Genomic DNA, 16,891 nt, shown 5'->3' with positions numbered 1-16,891 from the left:
TCTATGAAAAGTACCCAACAACAAGTGCTATCCGGAGTTTTTTTTACGGCTGTAGCTAAATACTCCAATTTAGTGATCTCGCTTGTCGTCACCGCTATCCTTGCACGACTTTTATCACCAGATCAGTTTGGGGTCATCGCTATTGCTATGGTCATTATCGCGTTTTTAAATTTAATAGCAGATATTGGTCTTTTTCCAGCGGTCATCCAGTATAAAGATTTAGATCGTAAAGACTTGGGGCAACTATTTTCTTTATCCTGTTATTTGGGGCTTATCATTGCATCTGCCTTAATTTTTACTTCCCCATGGATTGCCCATTATTACCAGCAGCCTTTACTTAAAAATGTCATCAGGCTCTTGGCGATCGGTTTATTTTTTACCGCAAGTTCAGTGGTCCCCAATGCGATGTTCTACCGAGAGCGGATGTTTAAATTCATTGCGATCAGGAGTTTTCTTATTCAGGTCATCCTTGGGGTCATTTCCATTACTGCAGCACTATATGGAGCTGGTATCTATGCCTTATTGATCAATCCCATTCTGCATAGCATCCTTATATTTATAGTATCGTGCATACACTTTCCCTTGCCCTTTCGCTTTAAGATCTCTTTAGATGCCATCAGGCCCGTATTAAGGTACTCAAGTTTTCAGTTTCTGTTTAATATTGTTAATTATTTTGGTAAAAACTCAGATACGCTGTTGATTGGCCGACATTTGGGGGTGGGCTTGTTGGGTTATTATGACAAAGCTTATCAACTGATGTCGCTTCCCCTGCAAAATATTACGCAGGTCATCACACCTGTTATTCACCCCATACTTAGTCAAAAAAAAGGCCACCCATCCCAGCTGGTTTCCGCCAGTGAAGAACTGGTCAAGCTCTTGGCACTCATCGGATTTCCCCTTACCGCATTTCTATATTTTTCCGCAGGAGATCTGATATTTTTATTCTTCGGTCCACAGTGGGATCAAGCCATTCCGGTTTTTAAAATATTGAGCCTCACCGTTGGTATTCAGTTGATCTTGTCATCCTCCGGTTCTATTTTTCAAACAACAGGCGATACCAAAAGCATGTTTTTCTCCGGACTCTTTTCCGCCGTTTTAAATGTATCCGGCATATTGATCGGTATATTTTATTTCAGATCCATTCTTGCCGTCGCCCAATGTTTGACGGTGACCATCAGCATGAATTTTATTTTTACTTATCTGTTGATGTATATGCATATTTTTAAGAGAAGCATTTTATATTTTTTTATGCCACTCATCAAACCGGTTATTGCAAGTTTATTTTTAAGTTTAGTACTTTATATATGTACCCTAGTTTTTATTTCAGATATCGTCTGGTACGCATTAGCGATTAAGAGTATGGTTTCCCTACTTTTTTTTATCGGCATGGTCTGGTTCGGAGGCTATCGATCTTATGTAGAACTGTATTTAAAAAAAAATAATAAAAAATAAGCAAGTATTTTTAAGATATATGGATCGTATCGTGTTTTAGTGTTATGGGTTTAAAAATTTTGTTTCTCGTTTTTCATGGTTTTAGTGCGCACAATGGTATCAGTAAGAAGATATTTGGCCAGGTCAAAGGTTTTCAGGACTGTGGAGCCGATGTTAGGCTTTGTCATTACGAGGTGTTGGAAAATAACCACCGTGCTTGGTTGGTAGATGATCAACTGATTGTCGATTTTGGCCAAGGTAGTTGGGCTAAATTGAGAAAAAGATTTGATTTCTCAGCCCTGGTTCAGTATGTCCAACAAGAGCGGTTTGATTTAGTTTACATGCGATCCTATCACAATGCAAGTCCGTTTTTGAACGATGCTGTGCAGCAGTTTCGTCAATCGGGAGCCCAAGTTGTGATGGAAATTCCGACCTATCCTTATGACCAAGAATATATCCGTCTGCTGGACAAAATAGTGCAGTGGCCAGATCGTATTTTCAGAAGATCTCTGGCCGAGCGCCTCGATGCTGTCATTACATTTGCTCAAGATGAGCAGATCTTTGGACAAAAGACCATCCGTATTTCCAATGGCGTTGATTTCGATTCACTGCCAGTCCGCGTCCCCACTGCTCGTGTAGCTCATGAAATTCACCTTTTGGGGGTTGCCGAGATCCATTACTGGCATGGTTTTGATCGCGTGATCAAGGGCTTGGGCGATTATTATAAAAAGCATCCCCAGACGAAAGTATTTTTTCACATGGTGGGCAACCTCAGTGGCAAGGTGGAGCAAGATGCGATATTCGACGCCATTAGCGCAGGTGATGTCAAGGATTATGTGTTTATGCATGGAGCCCTGTGGGGTGAAAAGCTGGACAACATGTTTGACCTGGCAGATTTTGCCATCGGCAGTTTAGCAAGGCACCGCAGCGGAATCACCTACATTCGGACTTTAAAAACCCGAGAATATGCGGCACGCGGTATCCCATTTATTTATTCCGAGATTGATACTGATTTTGAAGGCAAACCCTATGTTTTAAAAGCAACGCCAGATGAAACGCCCCTCGATATTGCGCAAATAGTAGACTACTGCTCTACATCGACCTTATCCCCCCAAGACATTCGAAGGGATATCTATGATTTATCATGGAGTAATCAAATGAAAAAAGTGATTGATAGTTTAAAGCTAAACTGATGGCAGCATATTTAAATAAGATTAGAGACAAGATTCGATATAATGCAATTATCGAATGGTACAATTTATTATTCTTAATCACCAATAAAAAGCAGCAGATTGTACCCAAAGTGTCCACGATTGAAGCAACTATTGAAGAAATTATTGCTACCCGCTGTTCCGTTAGTCGATTTGGCGATGGAGAGCTGCTTTTGATCGGTGGAGAGGGCATTCGCTTTCAGCAGCGTAACGCCAAGCTGGGCGAGCGACTAGCTGAAGTATTGTTGAGCGATAAGCCCAACCACAAAGTATGTATATCCGATGCTTTTACAGATCTCAGCAGATACAACAGGAGAGCACGCAGGTTTTGGCGAGCACATTTTTATCTCTACGGTTATCTGTGGGACAGATACCTCAATAAAAACAAGACCTACGGCAATACTTTTATCACACGTCCCTATATCGATTTTGATAATAAGAGTCTTTCAGCGCATTGGTTTTCACTTTTAAAGCACATTTGGCAAGGACGTGATGTCGTTTTCATCGAAGGCGAAAAGAGTCGACTAGGCATGGGCAATGATCTTTTTGATCAAGTCAAGAGTATTAAGCGTATTCTCTGCAAGTCAAAGGGAGCATTTGATCAGTACGATGATATTATCCACGAAGCACTTAAGCTGGATCAAAGTACCCTTATTTTAATTGCATTGGGACCAACCGCGACCGTACTTGCTTACGATTTGAGTCAGTATGGCTACCAGGCCATTGATGTCGGCCATATTGATATTGAGTATGAATGGTTTAAAATGCGCGCTACGCATAAAGTCAATATTAAGTCCAAATATGTAAACGAAGTGCATGGCGGCGACCAGGTGATCGTCCAAGACGAAGAGCGCTATCAAAGTCAAATTCTAAAAAAGTTGGTATAACGGAATGAAAATTTTATATTATCTGCCCTCTCTTTATCCTGCAGGAGGATTAGAAAGGATCATTATTTTCAAAGCAAACTACTTTGCCACACATTTTCCAGATTATGAAGTCGTCATCATGACATCGGAGCAACGTGGTAAGCCCACTTTTTACCCTTTATCCGACCAGGTCAAACACATCGACTTGGATGTCAGCATCGATTATCCATTTGATCAGTCTTTGTTAAAAAAATTTTTTCTTTTTCCTTTTCGCTATTCTACCTTTAAAAAAAGATTTATAAAGGCAATTGAGCAAGAAAAGCCAGATATTGTTATTTCGACCATTAGACGGGAGATTAATTTTTTACCCTTATTGAGGGACGGGAGTTTCAAGATCGCAGAATTGCATGTGACAAAAGAATTTTATCGTCCCAATTTTGATAGCAATTTAAACAATTGGTTGCAGCAGCAGCGCGATCGGAGCAGAGCAAGTAAACTTAAAATGATGGATGCGGTTGTTTTTTTGACCCATCAAGAAAAGTATCTGTGGCCAGAACTTCAGCATGTACATGTCATTCCCAATCCGCTGGTTTTCAGTGCTACGACCATTTCAAGTTGTACCGCAAAGCAAGTGATTGCAGTCGGTCGGTATGTACCACAAAAAGGTTTTGATTTGCTGATCGCTGCCTGGGCCATCGTGAACGGACGTCATCCAGACTGGGTATTGAAAATTTATGGAGAGGGTACAGGTGTAGACCTGCAGGGCCAGATCGACCGATTAGCATTGTCCGATGTTTGTACCTTACGACCCACCACCAGTGCCATTGAAGAAAAGTATGGTGAAAGCTCGATCTTTGTGCTATCATCGCGTTATGAAGGTTTTGGGATGGTATTGGCCGAAGCCATGTCTTGTGGCTTACCAACTGTCGCTTTTAACTGTCCCTCGGGACCTAGTGAGATCATCAAGCATGAGGTAGATGGCTTTTTAGTAGATAATGGCCATATTGCACAGCTGGCCGATCGTATTTGCCAGTTGATTGAAGATGAGGCCCTGAGAAAAGAGATGGGGATGCGCGCAAAGGAAAACAGCGCACGCTTTCATATGCAGAATATCGCTCTGCAATGGAAAGAACTCTTTGATACGTCCAATCAAACCTTTAAATAACATCCGATTTATCCATTATGAAAAAGAAACTTAAACTTGCTTACATCGTTCCTGGGATATTTTATCCCAGTGGTATGGAACGGGTATTGACAGCCAAAGTCAACTATTTTGTCCATTATTTTGATTACGAAATCCATATTTTTGTTACCGATGGAAAAGGGCTGGAGCCCTACTATCCATTAGATGAAAGGATCCATTTACATCATTTGGACATTAATTTCGATGGTATTTTTAGGTTCTCACTTTTCAAACGGTTACGCTTATATATAAAAAAGCAACGGCTTTTCAAAAAACGGCTGGAAGCACAATTAACGGCCTTACGTCCTGATATTACGGTGTCCTTGTTGCGGCGTGATGTCAATTTCTTAAATGATTTAAAAGATGGTAGCCTTAAAGTTGGCGAGTTGCATTTCAATAAACTTGTCTATCGCCAATTTACCGACCGTCGTTTTCCAGTTTTTGTCCAGAAAGCGATTTCGTCTGTATGGCAGATGCAGCTGCTAAAAAATTTGCGTAAACTAGCAGCTTTTGTTGTCCTGACACATGAAGATGCCGGCTATTGGCAAGGTCTTGACAATATCTCGGTCATCCCCAACCCTTTATCCTTTTATCCCGTTCAGGCTGCCGCATTAGACAATAAACAAGTGATTGCTGTGGGTCGGATGACCTATCAAAAGGGTTTTGATATGCTTATTGAAGCCTGGAAGACTGTATCGTCCAAACACCCCGATTGGATTTTGAAGATCTATGGAGGCGGAGAAAAGGAAGCGTATCAGTTGCAGATTGACAGGCTCGGGATCGGCGCAACTTGTTTTCTGGAAGACGGTACCGATACGATTGGAGAAAAATATTATGAGAGTTCGATTTTTGTTCTTTCCTCGCGATATGAAGGGTTTCCTATGGTTTTGGGCGAAACTATGGCTTATGGTGTCCCTCCTGTATCGTTCACCTGTCCATGCGGCCCCCGTGATATTATTGTCCATAAGCGCAATGGTCTGTTGGTCGAAAATGGTCATATTCCACAGCTGGCCGATCATATTTGTTACCTGATAGAAAATGAGACAGAGCGCAAAATAATGGGCCAAAATGCCCGAAATGACGTTCAAAAATTTGATATTGCACCTATTGCTCTTCAATGGCGCACTCTTTTTGAATCTTTAAAACAAATTTAGCATACGATGATGAATAAAAAGATGAAGTCTCCTTGGTATCAAAAATATTTATCAGCCTACAATGTTTCTCCCAATGAGGTGCCGACGGCTGTCATAGATCTGATCGCTAGCCAGTTAAAACAGCAGCAGAGTGAGCATCCGCTCGTGACAGTTTCGGTCATTGCTTACAATGAAGATAAAAATTTATGGGCTTGTTTATGGGCTTTAAGCGATCTTTCATCACGATACCCCATCGAAATTATAGGGGTTAATAATAACTCCACCGATAGCACAGAAACTATTTTTAAGCAGTCCGGGATACCCTATTTCAACGAAGTGCAAAATGGCTGCGGATTTGCAAGAAAATGCGGACTAGAGCATGCTAGGGGTGCGTATCACATGAATATTGATGCCGACACCTTATATCCTGTTGACTATGTCAATATCATGATCGGTCATTTAGAGCAGACCGGAGTAGTTGCAGTGAGCTCCACTTGGGGGTATGTCCCCGATAAAGAGCATACCGCATTTTCATTGTGGCTCTATGAGCGCATGCGTGATATCTTTTTATACTTGCAGTCTATAAAACGGCCAGAATTGAGCGTTCGTGGGCTGGTATTTGCTTATCGTACCGCTTTAGCACAAGAGATTGGCATACGCACCGACATCAAACGTGGCGAGGATGGCTCACTGGCACTGGGGTTGAAAAAATTTGGTAAAATTGTTTTTGTTCGAAATAAAAAAGCCAAGGCGATTACGGGGTATGGTACGATCAGTGCAGACGGCTCCCTATGGAATAGCTTTAAGATCCGGTTTATAAATGGCATAAAAAATATACCACTAATCTTTTCTAAAAAAGATCAATATAAAGATGAAGACTCAAATTTAATTGATCCCAAAAATAAATAATCTATTTTTGTCTCCTTATAGCGATCTCCTATGTTAGAGTTTATATTTTGGTGCAGTTTGCTCTTAGTGTTGTACACCTATGTGGGCTATGCCATAGTCATTTATGTATTAGCCAAATACAGGCCTTATCGGACTCAGGAAGAGACGGTTTGTCAGCGTAAAGACGAGCTTCCAGAGGTCACGCTTTTTATTGCGGCCTACAATGAGGCGGATATTATTGCCGAAAAAATGGCAAACTGTAGGGCCCTAGCTTATCCCAATCATAAGTTAAAGATCCTCTGGGTGATTGACGGCAGTACCGATCATAGTGAAGTTTTATTGCAGCAGTATCCCGACGTGCAGGTCGTGAGTTCGCCCTTACGTAAGGGCAAAACGGCGGCGATCAATCATGGGATGGGTGTAGTCCATACGCCCATTGTTGTTTTCAGCGATGCCAATTGTTTGCTCAATACCGATGCCTTGACGATCATCGTCCAGCAATTTAATGATCCTAGTATTGGCTGTGTATCGGGTGAAAAAAGAGTTGCTTTTAGCGATGCCGATACCATATCGTCCAAAGGCGAGGGTACCTATTGGAAATATGAGTCCTTATTAAAGAAGCTGGACTTCCAGTATTATTCCGCAGTAGGAGCTGCTGGCGAGCTATTTGCGATCCGTACGGCCTTGTTTACGGTGATGCCAGAAGATACCCTTTTAGATGATTTTATGTTATCGATGGGCATTGCGCAAAAAGGCTATCGTATCGCCTACACCCCAGATGCCTATGCCGTAGAGTCCGGTTCGCTCAATATGGAAGAAGAGGCAAAGCGCAAACGTCGCATTGCAGCTGGTGGGTGGCAGTCCATCAGCAGGCTATTGCCTCTGCTCAATATCTTTGATTATGGCAAGTTGAGCTTCCAATATCTGTCGCACCGCGTACTGCGCTGGTCGGTCACCCCTTTTGCTTTATTTGCCTTGTTGCCCTTATCCATTATTATTGGACTAAGACATGTATCACCTTATAATGTGTTTCATATCATTTTTGTAGGTCAAGTATTATTCTACCTTTGTGCAGCTTTTGGGTATCTGAATAAAGATAAACCCAAAGTATCTAAACTGTTTTATATCCCCTATTATTTTATATTTATGAATGTAAATGTCGTGCTGGGGATTTACTACCTATTGGGCAATCAGCACCGTGGCATATGGGAAAAGTCACAGCGGAAATAATTTAGCAAAACATGATGGAGCAAAGAGCATTACATAACTTAAAATATTTGGAGAAGATCTTAGATCTGACCAGCGATACCTTATTCTTGATCGATCAAGATAATGTATGTGTTGATGCCATTATCAAGACCGACAATCCAATAATCAATCCTCGGACCGAGTTGATCGGCGCTAATATGCTCGATCTTTTGCCTTTATCCACTGCGCAGCTTATGGAGCAGGAATTTAATCAATGCCGTCAGACCGGGGACACGTCCAACCTGAACTACGATCTTCCAGCGCAAGATCAGACCTACTTCTTTAAATTTATTATCCATAAATTTGACGAGGAGCATTTGCTGTGCCAATATCGCGATATTACCCAACGCAGCAATATGAAACATCGTCTCAAATCTGCCTTAAAAGCACAGCTTGAAGTAGGCAAAGTGGCGATGATCGGTCACTGGCGTTTTGATTGCCAAGATCAAAACTTTTTGCATACCGGTTATTCCAATCTCTTGCGTACGAATTTGCTCGAAGCCAAAATTACGTCATTGAATGATTTGTTGGCGTCCATTCATCCCGATGATCGCGAAAAGATGCGCAAATTTGTCAACAGTGATTCAACTGAATTTAAAACATTGGAATACCGCATGATCCTTCCCGATCAGCCGATTGCGTATATCCGCGCTACAAAATATGCGAGATATTTGGAAAATGACCATACGATCATGGACGGATTTTCGCAGAATGTAAGTGACTTTATGAAAAATAGAAATGAACTAGAAATGGTGTTGGCCGTTGTTCATAATGCCCCATACAGTATTTTTGCTTGTCATACCGATGGGCAGCTGGCTTTTGCCAATAAAGCCTGCCGTCAGCAGAATGGTTTATCTGATGAAGAAGAGATTACCCATATGCTGGTGTACGAGCGATTGAAAAATTTTAGCTCAAAAGAAGAGTGGGAAGCCTTCTTTCAAAAAGTACAAGATGCGGCAGGTTATCTCCAGTACCGATGTGACATATCCTATCCTGAAATGGATATCATCGGTTCAGAATGCAGTTCCTTGATTATTAAAAATGGGAATGGCGAAGATATTGTCTGGACCATCCAGCGGGATATTTCCGATCAGATCAGATATGAAGAGCAATTGCTACGCTCCAAAGAGGCTGCTGAAGAGTCCGAAAAATTAAAATCAGCCTTTATTTCCAATATGAATCATGAGATCCGTACCCCTTTGAGTGCTATTATCGGTTTTGGTAATATTATTGCGGAAACACCAGATCCCGAATTGCGGAAAGAGTACGGCGAGATTCTGACCACCAATAGCAGCCAGTTATTGCGTTTGATTTCAGATGTATTGGAGATGTCCCAGATGGATGCAGGCAAAATGCGGTTTAATGCAGATCTGGTATCCCTCCAAAGCATCCTCAATGAGCTCTCATTAAGTTTCAGTAACTTAGAAGATCATCCGTTGCTTATTATCGATATACCCGAAAAAGAACTCACGGTCCAATTAGACCGCGGTAGAATCATGCAAGTGCTGGTCAATCTGATCAACAATAGCATGAAATTTACCCCTCCGCATGGTGCTGTTCATATCGGTTACCGGATAGGCGAGGACTTTTTTGAGCTTTATGTCAAAGACAATGGCATCGGTATTCCCAAACATCTTCAGCAATCGATCTTCAACCGTTTCTTTAAGATCAATGAAACGGCCAAAGGTACCGGGCTGGGACTGTCCATTTGCAAAGCCATCATTGAGCAGATGCATGGTACGATCACGGTCGAATCCGAAGAAGGTCAGGGAACCACCTTTAGCATCAAGCTCCCAATTCACAATCCTGATTTATAAAGCTGATACCGACCTATGAATAACCGTCCAACACCTCAACCGCTCCGCATCCGTGCCTCTTTGGGCAAAGTCGCCGCTGTGATATTGATGGTGGTCACCTCCCTATCTTTTCTGGCCTTATATGTCTCTCCCGATACTTTTGTATTGTTTCAATGGATCGGTGTTGTCCTGCCGATGTTGCTCTTTTGCAATTTGTTTGTGTTAATTATTGCTTGGTACAAAAAGAGTTGGTATAGTATTTGTCCGCTAATTGCGATACTGGCCAACTTCCATTACTATCCACATAAGTTTCAGATGCATCAACCGGAAGAAGGGAATTTGGCTGAGATTAAATTTGCGACATACAATGTCCACGAGTTCAAAATGATCTATAATTTATCTTCTATGGAACAGATTGCAGCGTATTTTTCGACCAACCAAGTCAATACCATTTGCCTGCAGGAGGTTCCTGCAGATTGTACAGAGGCAGATCTCAAGCAGATCTTTAGCAGTATGCCCTATGTCGTGATCACCGGAGGAGGGGGACAATCTGATCAACTCGCTATTCTTAGCAAATACCCCTTAGATTCGATTTCGACGATTTCCTTTCCCGAGCGTCCCAATTGTGCCTTATTGGCCGATATAGCGGTCAATAATGAAAAGATTCGTATTGGCAACTTTCATTTACAGACGACCAACTGGAACCAGGTCAAAGGGACACTCCTCTATCAAGAAGATACACGTCATCGCTGGACTGATGCGTTGGCTACGATCTCCAATAATTTCAAATTCAGAGGTCGCCAAGTGGATTCCCTTAGGCGCATATTGGATGGCTCGCCCTATCCGTTGGTCGTGAGCGGTGATTTTAACAATACCCCCGTTTCCTACGGTTACAAAACTATCAAAGGTGATTTGGAAGATGCGTATCTTGAGGCCGGCAATGGCTATGGCTATACTTACCGTTATTTTATGAAGCTGTACCGCATTGATTTTGTCTTGTATTCAGGAACAAAACTAAAAGCGAAAAATTACCGTACCGGTGATATTGATTTCAGTGATCACTCCCCTGTATTGGTCGATATGGCCATACATTGATCTTACCTGTAACAATTTTGGCCCAAATCACGTTTATACTCTTAAAAACTTCGTTATTTTCAAAAAATATTTTAATTTAATGGTAGCGGATTTTTGATTTTAAATTATATTTACAAATAATGTTACGGATGTGTCCCTAACATAGTGTAAGCTGCAAATGACCTATGGAAATTGATTTTTCACTTTATAATATCCTCATCGTCGAGGATTCAGATGTCAACCTCTACCTCTTGAAGGGTATTCTTGAAAAGGAATCATTCAATGTGTTTTCGGCTTCGGCTGATTCGGAGGCTCTTGAAACTTTAGAAAAGGAACGAATTGATCTGATATTGATGGATGTCATGTTGGGCGATTCAAATGGTTATGATCTGACCATGAAATTGAATTCGCTGGAGCACCACAAGCATATTCCAGTTATCTTTATTACCAACCTGCGATCACCCGAAGACATTGTTCGTGGTTTTGATAGCGGAGGCGTAGATTATATACCCAAACCTTTTAACAGACAGGAGCTTCTGCAGCGCATCAAACATCAGATCCGCATTATCTCCTCCAATCATACCATTAGCCGACAGACTGCAGAGCTCAAAGAAGCTATTCTCAATCGTGACCGCATGTATGCGATCTTGGCACATGATCTGCGCAGCCCCATTTCCTCCCTCAAAATGATCCTCAATATCCTCACGATGCAGACCGAAACACAAGATAATGGCTATGCCGCCATGGTCCATACCGGAAATGATATTGCCGAACAGCTTTTTAGTGTACTGGACAATTTGCTCAAGTGGACCAAATCCAGTCTTGGTATGCTGAGTTATATTCCTCAAAAACTGAATCTGAATGAGCTCATTTTAGGAGTTGTGGAGACCTTATCTCCCACAGCTAAATTGAAGAATATCAAACTCGACATCGATCTGCAGTCCGGATTAGAGATCTTTTTTGATGTGGACATCATGAAAAGTATCTTACGCAATCTGTTGATCAATGCGGTCAAATTTAGTCATAGCGATTCGCATGTCAAGCTGCACCTCTATCAAGACGAAGAATGGGCAGTCGTCGAGATCATCGATACCGGGGTGGGCATGAGCCCTGAGATTCAGGAACAATTACGTAACCAGGTTTCGCGAGAGGGGTCGGTCACTCCGATGCATGATCAAGGGAAGGGCCTTGGACTGTGGGTTGTCTACCATTTTATTCACCGTCATGGAGGAAAGTTCTTTTTCGAATCCGAGGAATACCACGGATCCCGTTTTGGATTTAAGGTCAAGCTGGTTAATCAGGATTTAAACAAGTAACATGCCGCAAAAGCAAAGATACACGGTATTTCGGACTGAGCTACCGTGCATGTTTATATTATGCGATGCTTTTAAAATAAGCAATCGTCTTTTTAAGACCTTCCTCCAACTGGATCTTGGGCTCCCAATTTAATTTGGATTTTGCCAGATCGATATCCGGTTTTCGTTGTTTCGGATCATCAGAAGGTAAAGGCTGAAAGATGATCTTTGATTTTGAACCCGTCAGTTCGATCACTTTTTCCGCAAGCTCACGGATACTAAATTCATTTGGATTACCCATATTGATCGGACCGATCGTGTCATTTGGACTTGCCATCATCTTGATCATCCCCTCGACCAGATCATCCACATATTGAAAACTTCGGGTCTGCGAGCCATCTCCATAGAGTGTGATATCTTGGTTGTTCAAGGCCTGAATGATGAAATTAGATACCACGCGCCCATCATTAGGATGCATGTTGGGTCCATAGGTATTGAATATCCGGATGATTTTGATCTTGACATGATTCATGCGGTGATAGTCCATAAACAGCGTTTCGGCACATCTCTTGCCTTCATCGTAACAGGAACGGATACCGATGGGGTTGACATTTCCCCAATACGATTCTGTTTGCGGATGCACGATCGGGTCACCATAGACCTCACTGGTAGAAGCTTGCAATATTTTGATGTTTAACCGTTTTGCCAATCCCAACATATTGATTGCGCCCATTACCGAAGTTTTCACGGTTTTGATTGCATTAAATTGATAATGTATAGGTGAGGCAGGGCAGGCCAGATTATAGATTTCATCTACCTCGATAAAGTAAGGCATCGTGACATCATGTCGGATGGCCTCAAAGTATGGATTTGATAATAGTGGCGCTATATTCTCTTTAGACCCTGTAAAATAGTTATCCAAAGAAATGACCTCATTGCCCTCATCGAGCAATCTTTTGCACAAGTGCGAGCCAATAAAACCAGCTCCGCCCGTTATCAATATTCTTTTTTTCATGTATATTCTTTTATAAGAAGTTGAACATTACGAAGATATAGATATAGCAGTTGTCAGACAAATTTATTCCGCTTCGTATTGAAATTTAGTAAATAATTCACTAATTTCGATACATGCACGTATCTACGGTAACCGCCTTATATGTTGAGAGTTAAAAATGGTTGCCGATGATGTTGTTTTAGTATACTTAGATGAGAGAAATTAAGAGAATAGCCTGTGTTGGAGCAGGGTATGTAGGTGGTCCGACCATGTCGGTTATTGCTCAAAAAAATCCAAATATTACCATCACTGTTGTTGATTTAAATCAGGCCCGTATCGATGCTTGGAATGACCCCGATCTAAACAATCTTCCTATATATGAGCCCGGTCTGGATGCGGTCGTTGCTGAAGCCAGAGGTCGCAATCTTTTTTTCTCGACCGATGTCGATAAAGCGATTGAAGAGGCCGACATGATCTTTATTTCGGTCAATACCCCAACCAAGACCTATGGCAAGGGCAAGGGACAGGCGGCTGATTTAAAATATATCGAGCTTTGCGCACGTCAGATTGCGCGAGTCGCCAAAGACGATAAGATTGTCGTCGAAAAATCCACCCTGCCCGTCCGTACAGCCGCTGCTCTCAAGAGTATCTTGGACAATACCGGAAATGGTGTTAATTTCCATATTCTTTCCAATCCCGAGTTTTTGGCAGAAGGCACAGCTGTGCCCGACCTGCACAGCCCCGATCGCGTATTGATCGGTGGAGAAGATCAGGAAGCCATAGAAGCTTTGGTGCAGATTTACGAAGCTTGGGTGCCCAGAGATCGCATATTGACCACCAATCTATGGTCTTCCGAATTGTCAAAACTCGTAGCCAATGCTTTCTTGGCACAGCGCGTATCTTCGATCAATGCCATTTCCGAGCTGTGCGAAGTGACAGGAGCCAATGTAGATGAAGTGTCACGTGCCATCGGTTATGATTCGCGTATCGGATCCAAATTTTTAAAAGCATCCGTTGGATTTGGAGGGTCATGCTTCCAAAAAGATATTCTCAACCTGGTTTACATCGCCCGCACCTATAATCTGACCGCTGTAGCAGATTATTGGGAGCAAGTGATTCTGTTAAACGATCATCAGAAAGACCGATTTGCGCAAAAGATCATCCAGACCATGTACAATACGGTCAATGGTAAGCAGATTGCATTCTTAGGCTGGGCGTTTAAAAAAGATACCAATGATACCCGCGAATCGGCAGCGATTTATGTCGCCGATCACCTCTTGGATGAAGAAGCCGAGATCGTGGTGTACGATCCCAAGGTTTCGGCCGAGCAGATCTATCGCGATCTGGATTACCTCGGTACGCGTTCTCCGGCAGAAAACCGCCGTTTATTGACGGTTGTAAACGAGCCTCATCAAGCCCTGACAGGAGCACATGCGGTAGCGATATTGACCGAGTGGGATGAGTTTAAACAATACGATTGGGCACAGATAAAAGAAGGAATGAAAAAACCAGCTTTTGTATTTGATGGCCGCAAGATTTTAGATAGAAAGCAGCTCGAAAGATTCGGTTTTCAGTACTATGCTATTGGCGAGTAGCAGTACGCAAGTTGTTTAGGATCCTGTCCTAAACAACTTTCAATTTTCCAGCATATGCTGATGTTCGATCGCCCAGGTCAATAGCGCATTATTTTCCTCCTCCAGAGAAAGCTTCCTGCAGATGCGGTGACGTGTGTTTTTGATGGTATATGGACTTAAGCACAGTTTATCTGCGATATGTTTGGTGGTGTAGCGATTGGCGATGAGTTTGAGTACCTGTATTTCGGCAGACGTCAGTTCAGACAGATTAGGGCTTATTTTTCGGTTTTTCTTATCCTGAGCGATACGTTGTATAGCGATATGGGTTCCAGCATATAGCCGACTTTCATTCAATGGTTTTATAATATAGTTTTCAGCATTGACCGCGATGGTCCGATCGATGCAGTGTTTCGAGTCATAAGAAGTGATGAAGATCAGCGAGAATTGCTTTTCAGCCTTATATTTCACCATCAGGTCGATCCCGTCGCAATCATCCTGCAGCTGAATATCGCAAAGCACCAGATCCGGCTGCTGCTCCCGCATGTAGTTGTCCACCTCTTCCACAGAAAGTGCGATATTGATCTCGATATTTTGGTAGAAGGCATAAAAATGTTGCTCGATAAAACGTGCAATGATCATTTCATCTTCAATAATTAAGATCTTTATTTCCATAGTCCTTTTTTAAATTCAAAATGATAGTGATACCCATTTTTAGGGTTGATACTGATCTCACCCTTGATCTGGCGGGCAAGATCCCTGATCAGCGCTATACCTAAGGACGAGTCTGCGACCAAGGTATCCGAACCTACGCCATTGTCCCAAAATACGATCGACAATTTGTCCGTTGACTGTGTGATCTCCAGCGTGATTGTAGGGGACTCCTGCCGTTCAGTCGGAAAGGCATACTTGTAGGCATTGGTCAGCAGCTCCGTGATGATCAGTCCCAGTGAAGTTGATATATGGGTCGGGATCCAATAGTCGAGCACACAGTACAGATCGATCGCTATCCTCTGTTTGGGATCATACAGCATCTGCAGGTAGCTGATGGTTTCCATCACCAATTGATCCAGTTTCAATTTATTGCCCTTGTTGTGCACCAGGAGCTGATTGACCAGCATCATGGTATGGATCCGGCTTTGCATCTCCTGAATAGCAGGGTTGCTGGTCACACTATTTTTATCCCCTTTTTGATATAGGCTGCCCAGACTGTACAGCAGTTGTAGATTATTTTTGACCCGGTGGTTGAGCTCATCGATCAAGGTTTCGATATATGTATTCTTTTCCAAGAGCTCCGATTGCTGCTTACTTAAGGCTGTATTGGCCATGTGGAGTTCAGCGGTGCGTTCTTCCACACGAATCTCGATCGATTTATGGTATTCCAGTTCCTGCTTACGGATGCGCAGTCGGATTGCAATCAGAAAGATAATCGTGATGCTCAGTACAAAAAGCTGGATCACGGCAGGGATATAGAGGAGTGATTTTTCATCCATTTTGATCAGCAAGATCACAATGAGCCCGATCCCTAATGAAAAACAGGTTGTGCCATAGGCAAGGAATCGCTGTGGTTCATCCACCTTTTTCCAGAGATATATAAATAGAGTCGACAGATACACAATATGTATCGCGCCCAAAATAAAATTAATACGGTTGGAAAGATAGTAATTTGACGTGGTATAGCAGTAGATAAAGCTGAAAACAGCAAAAGAGACCACCAATAAGCAGATGATGAGTGCCAGTTTATAAAACAGCGGGCTCAATTTTTTCAGATTTAGAAAATCCAGGAGCAGCAGATAGAAACTGATGGTTCCGAGCCGATAGAACAGCGGACCTATGGTCCATCCCAAGCGCGGGTTTTCAGCAAAAAACAAGTCTATAAAGTCTTTCTGCAAGGCAAAACTATACATGCCCACAGCCATTAAAAAGGTAAAGATCCAGATATAAGGTCGGTAGCGTGACACGATCCATGCCAGTGCAATATACAGGAGCAGTACGATGATCGCGCCTTCTAAGAAAGCGTAGATATTGGATTCCTTTTGCTCCCGTTTCAGGTAGCTCAGTTGATCTTCGATGTAAAAATCCAGCTGGGGGCTATAGCCTTTGATATGATGGATTTTCAACAGGCAGGTGTAGGTTTTGGTGACATCGATCTCCAGTGTAAAATGATTCCGGTCATCGCCTGGGGTGATCTCTTTGAGAGG

The 16,891-nt window shown here is 42.4% G+C and carries 14 protein-coding genes; 11 read left to right on the top strand and 3 right to left on the bottom strand.

Annotation, left to right across the window (positions count from 1 at the left end):
- Positions 1-3: 3 nt before the first annotated feature.
- From AC06G9_RS21140 to AC06G9_RS21095, 10 genes are all read left to right on the top strand, one after another.
- Positions 4-1,452 carry a lipopolysaccharide biosynthesis protein gene (locus tag AC06G9_RS21140; RefSeq protein WP_480957155.1) on the top strand — a complete coding sequence of 483 codons (1,449 nt, stop codon included), beginning with the start codon at positions 4-6 and terminating at the stop codon, positions 1,450-1,452.
- 44 nt (positions 1,453-1,496) lie between these two features.
- Entirely contained in the window at positions 1,497-2,624 is a 1,128-nt protein-coding gene (locus tag AC06G9_RS21135) for a glycosyltransferase family protein (protein ID WP_480957154.1), read from the top strand.
- Positions 2,624-3,529: an SP_1767 family glycosyltransferase gene (locus tag AC06G9_RS21130; RefSeq protein ID WP_480957153.1), complete on the top strand. Its 906-nt coding sequence runs from the start codon at positions 2,624-2,626 to the stop codon at positions 3,527-3,529. The genes AC06G9_RS21135 and AC06G9_RS21130 overlap by 1 nt, the downstream gene beginning before the upstream one ends.
- A gap of 4 nt (positions 3,530-3,533) precedes the next feature.
- Positions 3,534-4,673, top strand: a complete 1,140-nt coding sequence (locus tag AC06G9_RS21125; RefSeq protein WP_293926481.1) for a glycosyltransferase family 4 protein — start codon at positions 3,534-3,536, stop codon at positions 4,671-4,673.
- A 17-nt stretch (positions 4,674-4,690) separates the two neighbouring features.
- Positions 4,691-5,845 carry a glycosyltransferase family 4 protein gene (locus AC06G9_RS21120; protein WP_480957152.1) on the top strand — a complete coding sequence of 385 codons (1,155 nt, stop codon included), beginning with the start codon at positions 4,691-4,693 and terminating at the stop codon, positions 5,843-5,845.
- 6 nt (positions 5,846-5,851) lie between these two features.
- The gene (locus AC06G9_RS21115) at positions 5,852-6,733 is read left to right on the top strand and encodes a glycosyltransferase family 2 protein (RefSeq protein ID WP_434439106.1); all 882 of its coding nucleotides are present in this window, start codon (positions 5,852-5,854) and stop codon (positions 6,731-6,733) included.
- A 30-nt stretch (positions 6,734-6,763) separates the two neighbouring features.
- Positions 6,764-7,942 carry a glycosyltransferase family 2 protein gene (locus tag AC06G9_RS21110; protein ID WP_480957151.1) on the top strand — a complete coding sequence of 393 codons (1,179 nt, stop codon included), beginning with the start codon at positions 6,764-6,766 and terminating at the stop codon, positions 7,940-7,942.
- A gap of 11 nt (positions 7,943-7,953) precedes the next feature.
- Positions 7,954-9,777 carry a PAS domain-containing sensor histidine kinase gene (locus tag AC06G9_RS21105; RefSeq protein WP_480957150.1) on the top strand — a complete coding sequence of 608 codons (1,824 nt, stop codon included), beginning with the start codon at positions 7,954-7,956 and terminating at the stop codon, positions 9,775-9,777.
- Between the two features lie 15 nt (positions 9,778-9,792).
- On the top strand, positions 9,793-10,851 hold the full coding sequence (locus AC06G9_RS21100; protein WP_480957149.1) for an endonuclease/exonuclease/phosphatase family protein: 1,059 nt from the start codon (positions 9,793-9,795) through the stop codon (positions 10,849-10,851).
- A gap of 164 nt (positions 10,852-11,015) precedes the next feature.
- Complete coding sequence (locus tag AC06G9_RS21095; protein WP_480957148.1) at positions 11,016-12,146, top strand: hybrid sensor histidine kinase/response regulator; 1,131 nt, start codon at positions 11,016-11,018, stop codon at positions 12,144-12,146.
- A 58-nt stretch (positions 12,147-12,204) separates the two neighbouring features.
- On the opposite strand, the gene AC06G9_RS21090 is transcribed toward AC06G9_RS21095, so the two are convergent.
- A complete protein-coding gene (locus AC06G9_RS21090; protein ID WP_480957147.1) occupies positions 12,205-13,140 on the bottom strand; it encodes a UDP-glucuronic acid decarboxylase family protein in 936 nt (311 codons plus the stop codon).
- Between the two features lie 191 nt (positions 13,141-13,331).
- Here AC06G9_RS21090 and AC06G9_RS21085 point away from each other — a divergent pair, with 191 nt between their 5' ends.
- Positions 13,332-14,714, top strand: coding sequence for a nucleotide sugar dehydrogenase (locus AC06G9_RS21085; protein WP_434439094.1), 1,383 nt, complete (start codon positions 13,332-13,334; stop codon positions 14,712-14,714).
- Positions 14,715-14,753: 39 nt separating this feature from the next.
- On the opposite strand, the gene AC06G9_RS21080 is transcribed toward AC06G9_RS21085, so the two are convergent.
- Together AC06G9_RS21080 and AC06G9_RS21075 are read right to left on the bottom strand one after the other, a co-directional pair.
- The gene (locus AC06G9_RS21080) at positions 14,754-15,365 is read right to left on the bottom strand and encodes a response regulator transcription factor (protein ID WP_434439090.1); all 612 of its coding nucleotides are present in this window, start codon (positions 15,363-15,365) and stop codon (positions 14,754-14,756) included.
- Positions 15,356-16,810 (bottom strand): sensor histidine kinase, encoded by a 1,455-nt coding sequence (locus AC06G9_RS21075; protein ID WP_480957146.1) that lies wholly within the window; start codon positions 16,808-16,810, stop codon positions 15,356-15,358. Before AC06G9_RS21075 ends, AC06G9_RS21080 begins: the two co-directional genes overlap by 10 nt.
- Positions 16,811-16,891: the final 81 nt, after the last annotated feature.

It is taken from the genome of Sphingobacterium sp. MAE (assembly GCF_056711605.1).
This window is presented reverse-complemented; position numbering and strand designations above follow the sequence as displayed.

Coding starts and splice junctions, on each gene's coding strand:
- AC06G9_RS21095 (WP_480957148.1), top strand. CDS start 11,016: ATGGAAATTGATTTTTCACTTTATAATATCCTCATCGTCGAGGATTCA.
- AC06G9_RS21125 (WP_293926481.1), top strand. CDS start 3,534: ATGAAAATTTTATATTATCTGCCCTCTCTTTATCCTGCAGGAGGATTA.
- AC06G9_RS21120 (WP_480957152.1), top strand. CDS start 4,691: ATGAAAAAGAAACTTAAACTTGCTTACATCGTTCCTGGGATATTTTAT.
- AC06G9_RS21080 (WP_434439090.1), bottom strand. CDS start 15,365: ATGGAAATAAAGATCTTAATTATTGAAGATGAAATGATCATTGCACGT.
- AC06G9_RS21115 (WP_434439106.1), top strand. CDS start 5,852: ATGATGAATAAAAAGATGAAGTCTCCTTGGTATCAAAAATATTTATCA.
- AC06G9_RS21110 (WP_480957151.1), top strand. CDS start 6,764: ATGTTAGAGTTTATATTTTGGTGCAGTTTGCTCTTAGTGTTGTACACC.
- AC06G9_RS21090 (WP_480957147.1), bottom strand. CDS start 13,140: ATGAAAAAAAGAATATTGATAACGGGCGGAGCTGGTTTTATTGGCTCG.
- AC06G9_RS21140 (WP_480957155.1), top strand. CDS start 4: ATGAAAAGTACCCAACAACAAGTGCTATCCGGAGTTTTTTTTACGGCT.
- AC06G9_RS21105 (WP_480957150.1), top strand. CDS start 7,954: ATGATGGAGCAAAGAGCATTACATAACTTAAAATATTTGGAGAAGATC.
- AC06G9_RS21130 (WP_480957153.1), top strand. CDS start 2,624: ATGGCAGCATATTTAAATAAGATTAGAGACAAGATTCGATATAATGCA.
- AC06G9_RS21135 (WP_480957154.1), top strand. CDS start 1,497: ATGGGTTTAAAAATTTTGTTTCTCGTTTTTCATGGTTTTAGTGCGCAC.
- AC06G9_RS21100 (WP_480957149.1), top strand. CDS start 9,793: ATGAATAACCGTCCAACACCTCAACCGCTCCGCATCCGTGCCTCTTTG.
- AC06G9_RS21085 (WP_434439094.1), top strand. CDS start 13,332: ATGAGAGAAATTAAGAGAATAGCCTGTGTTGGAGCAGGGTATGTAGGT.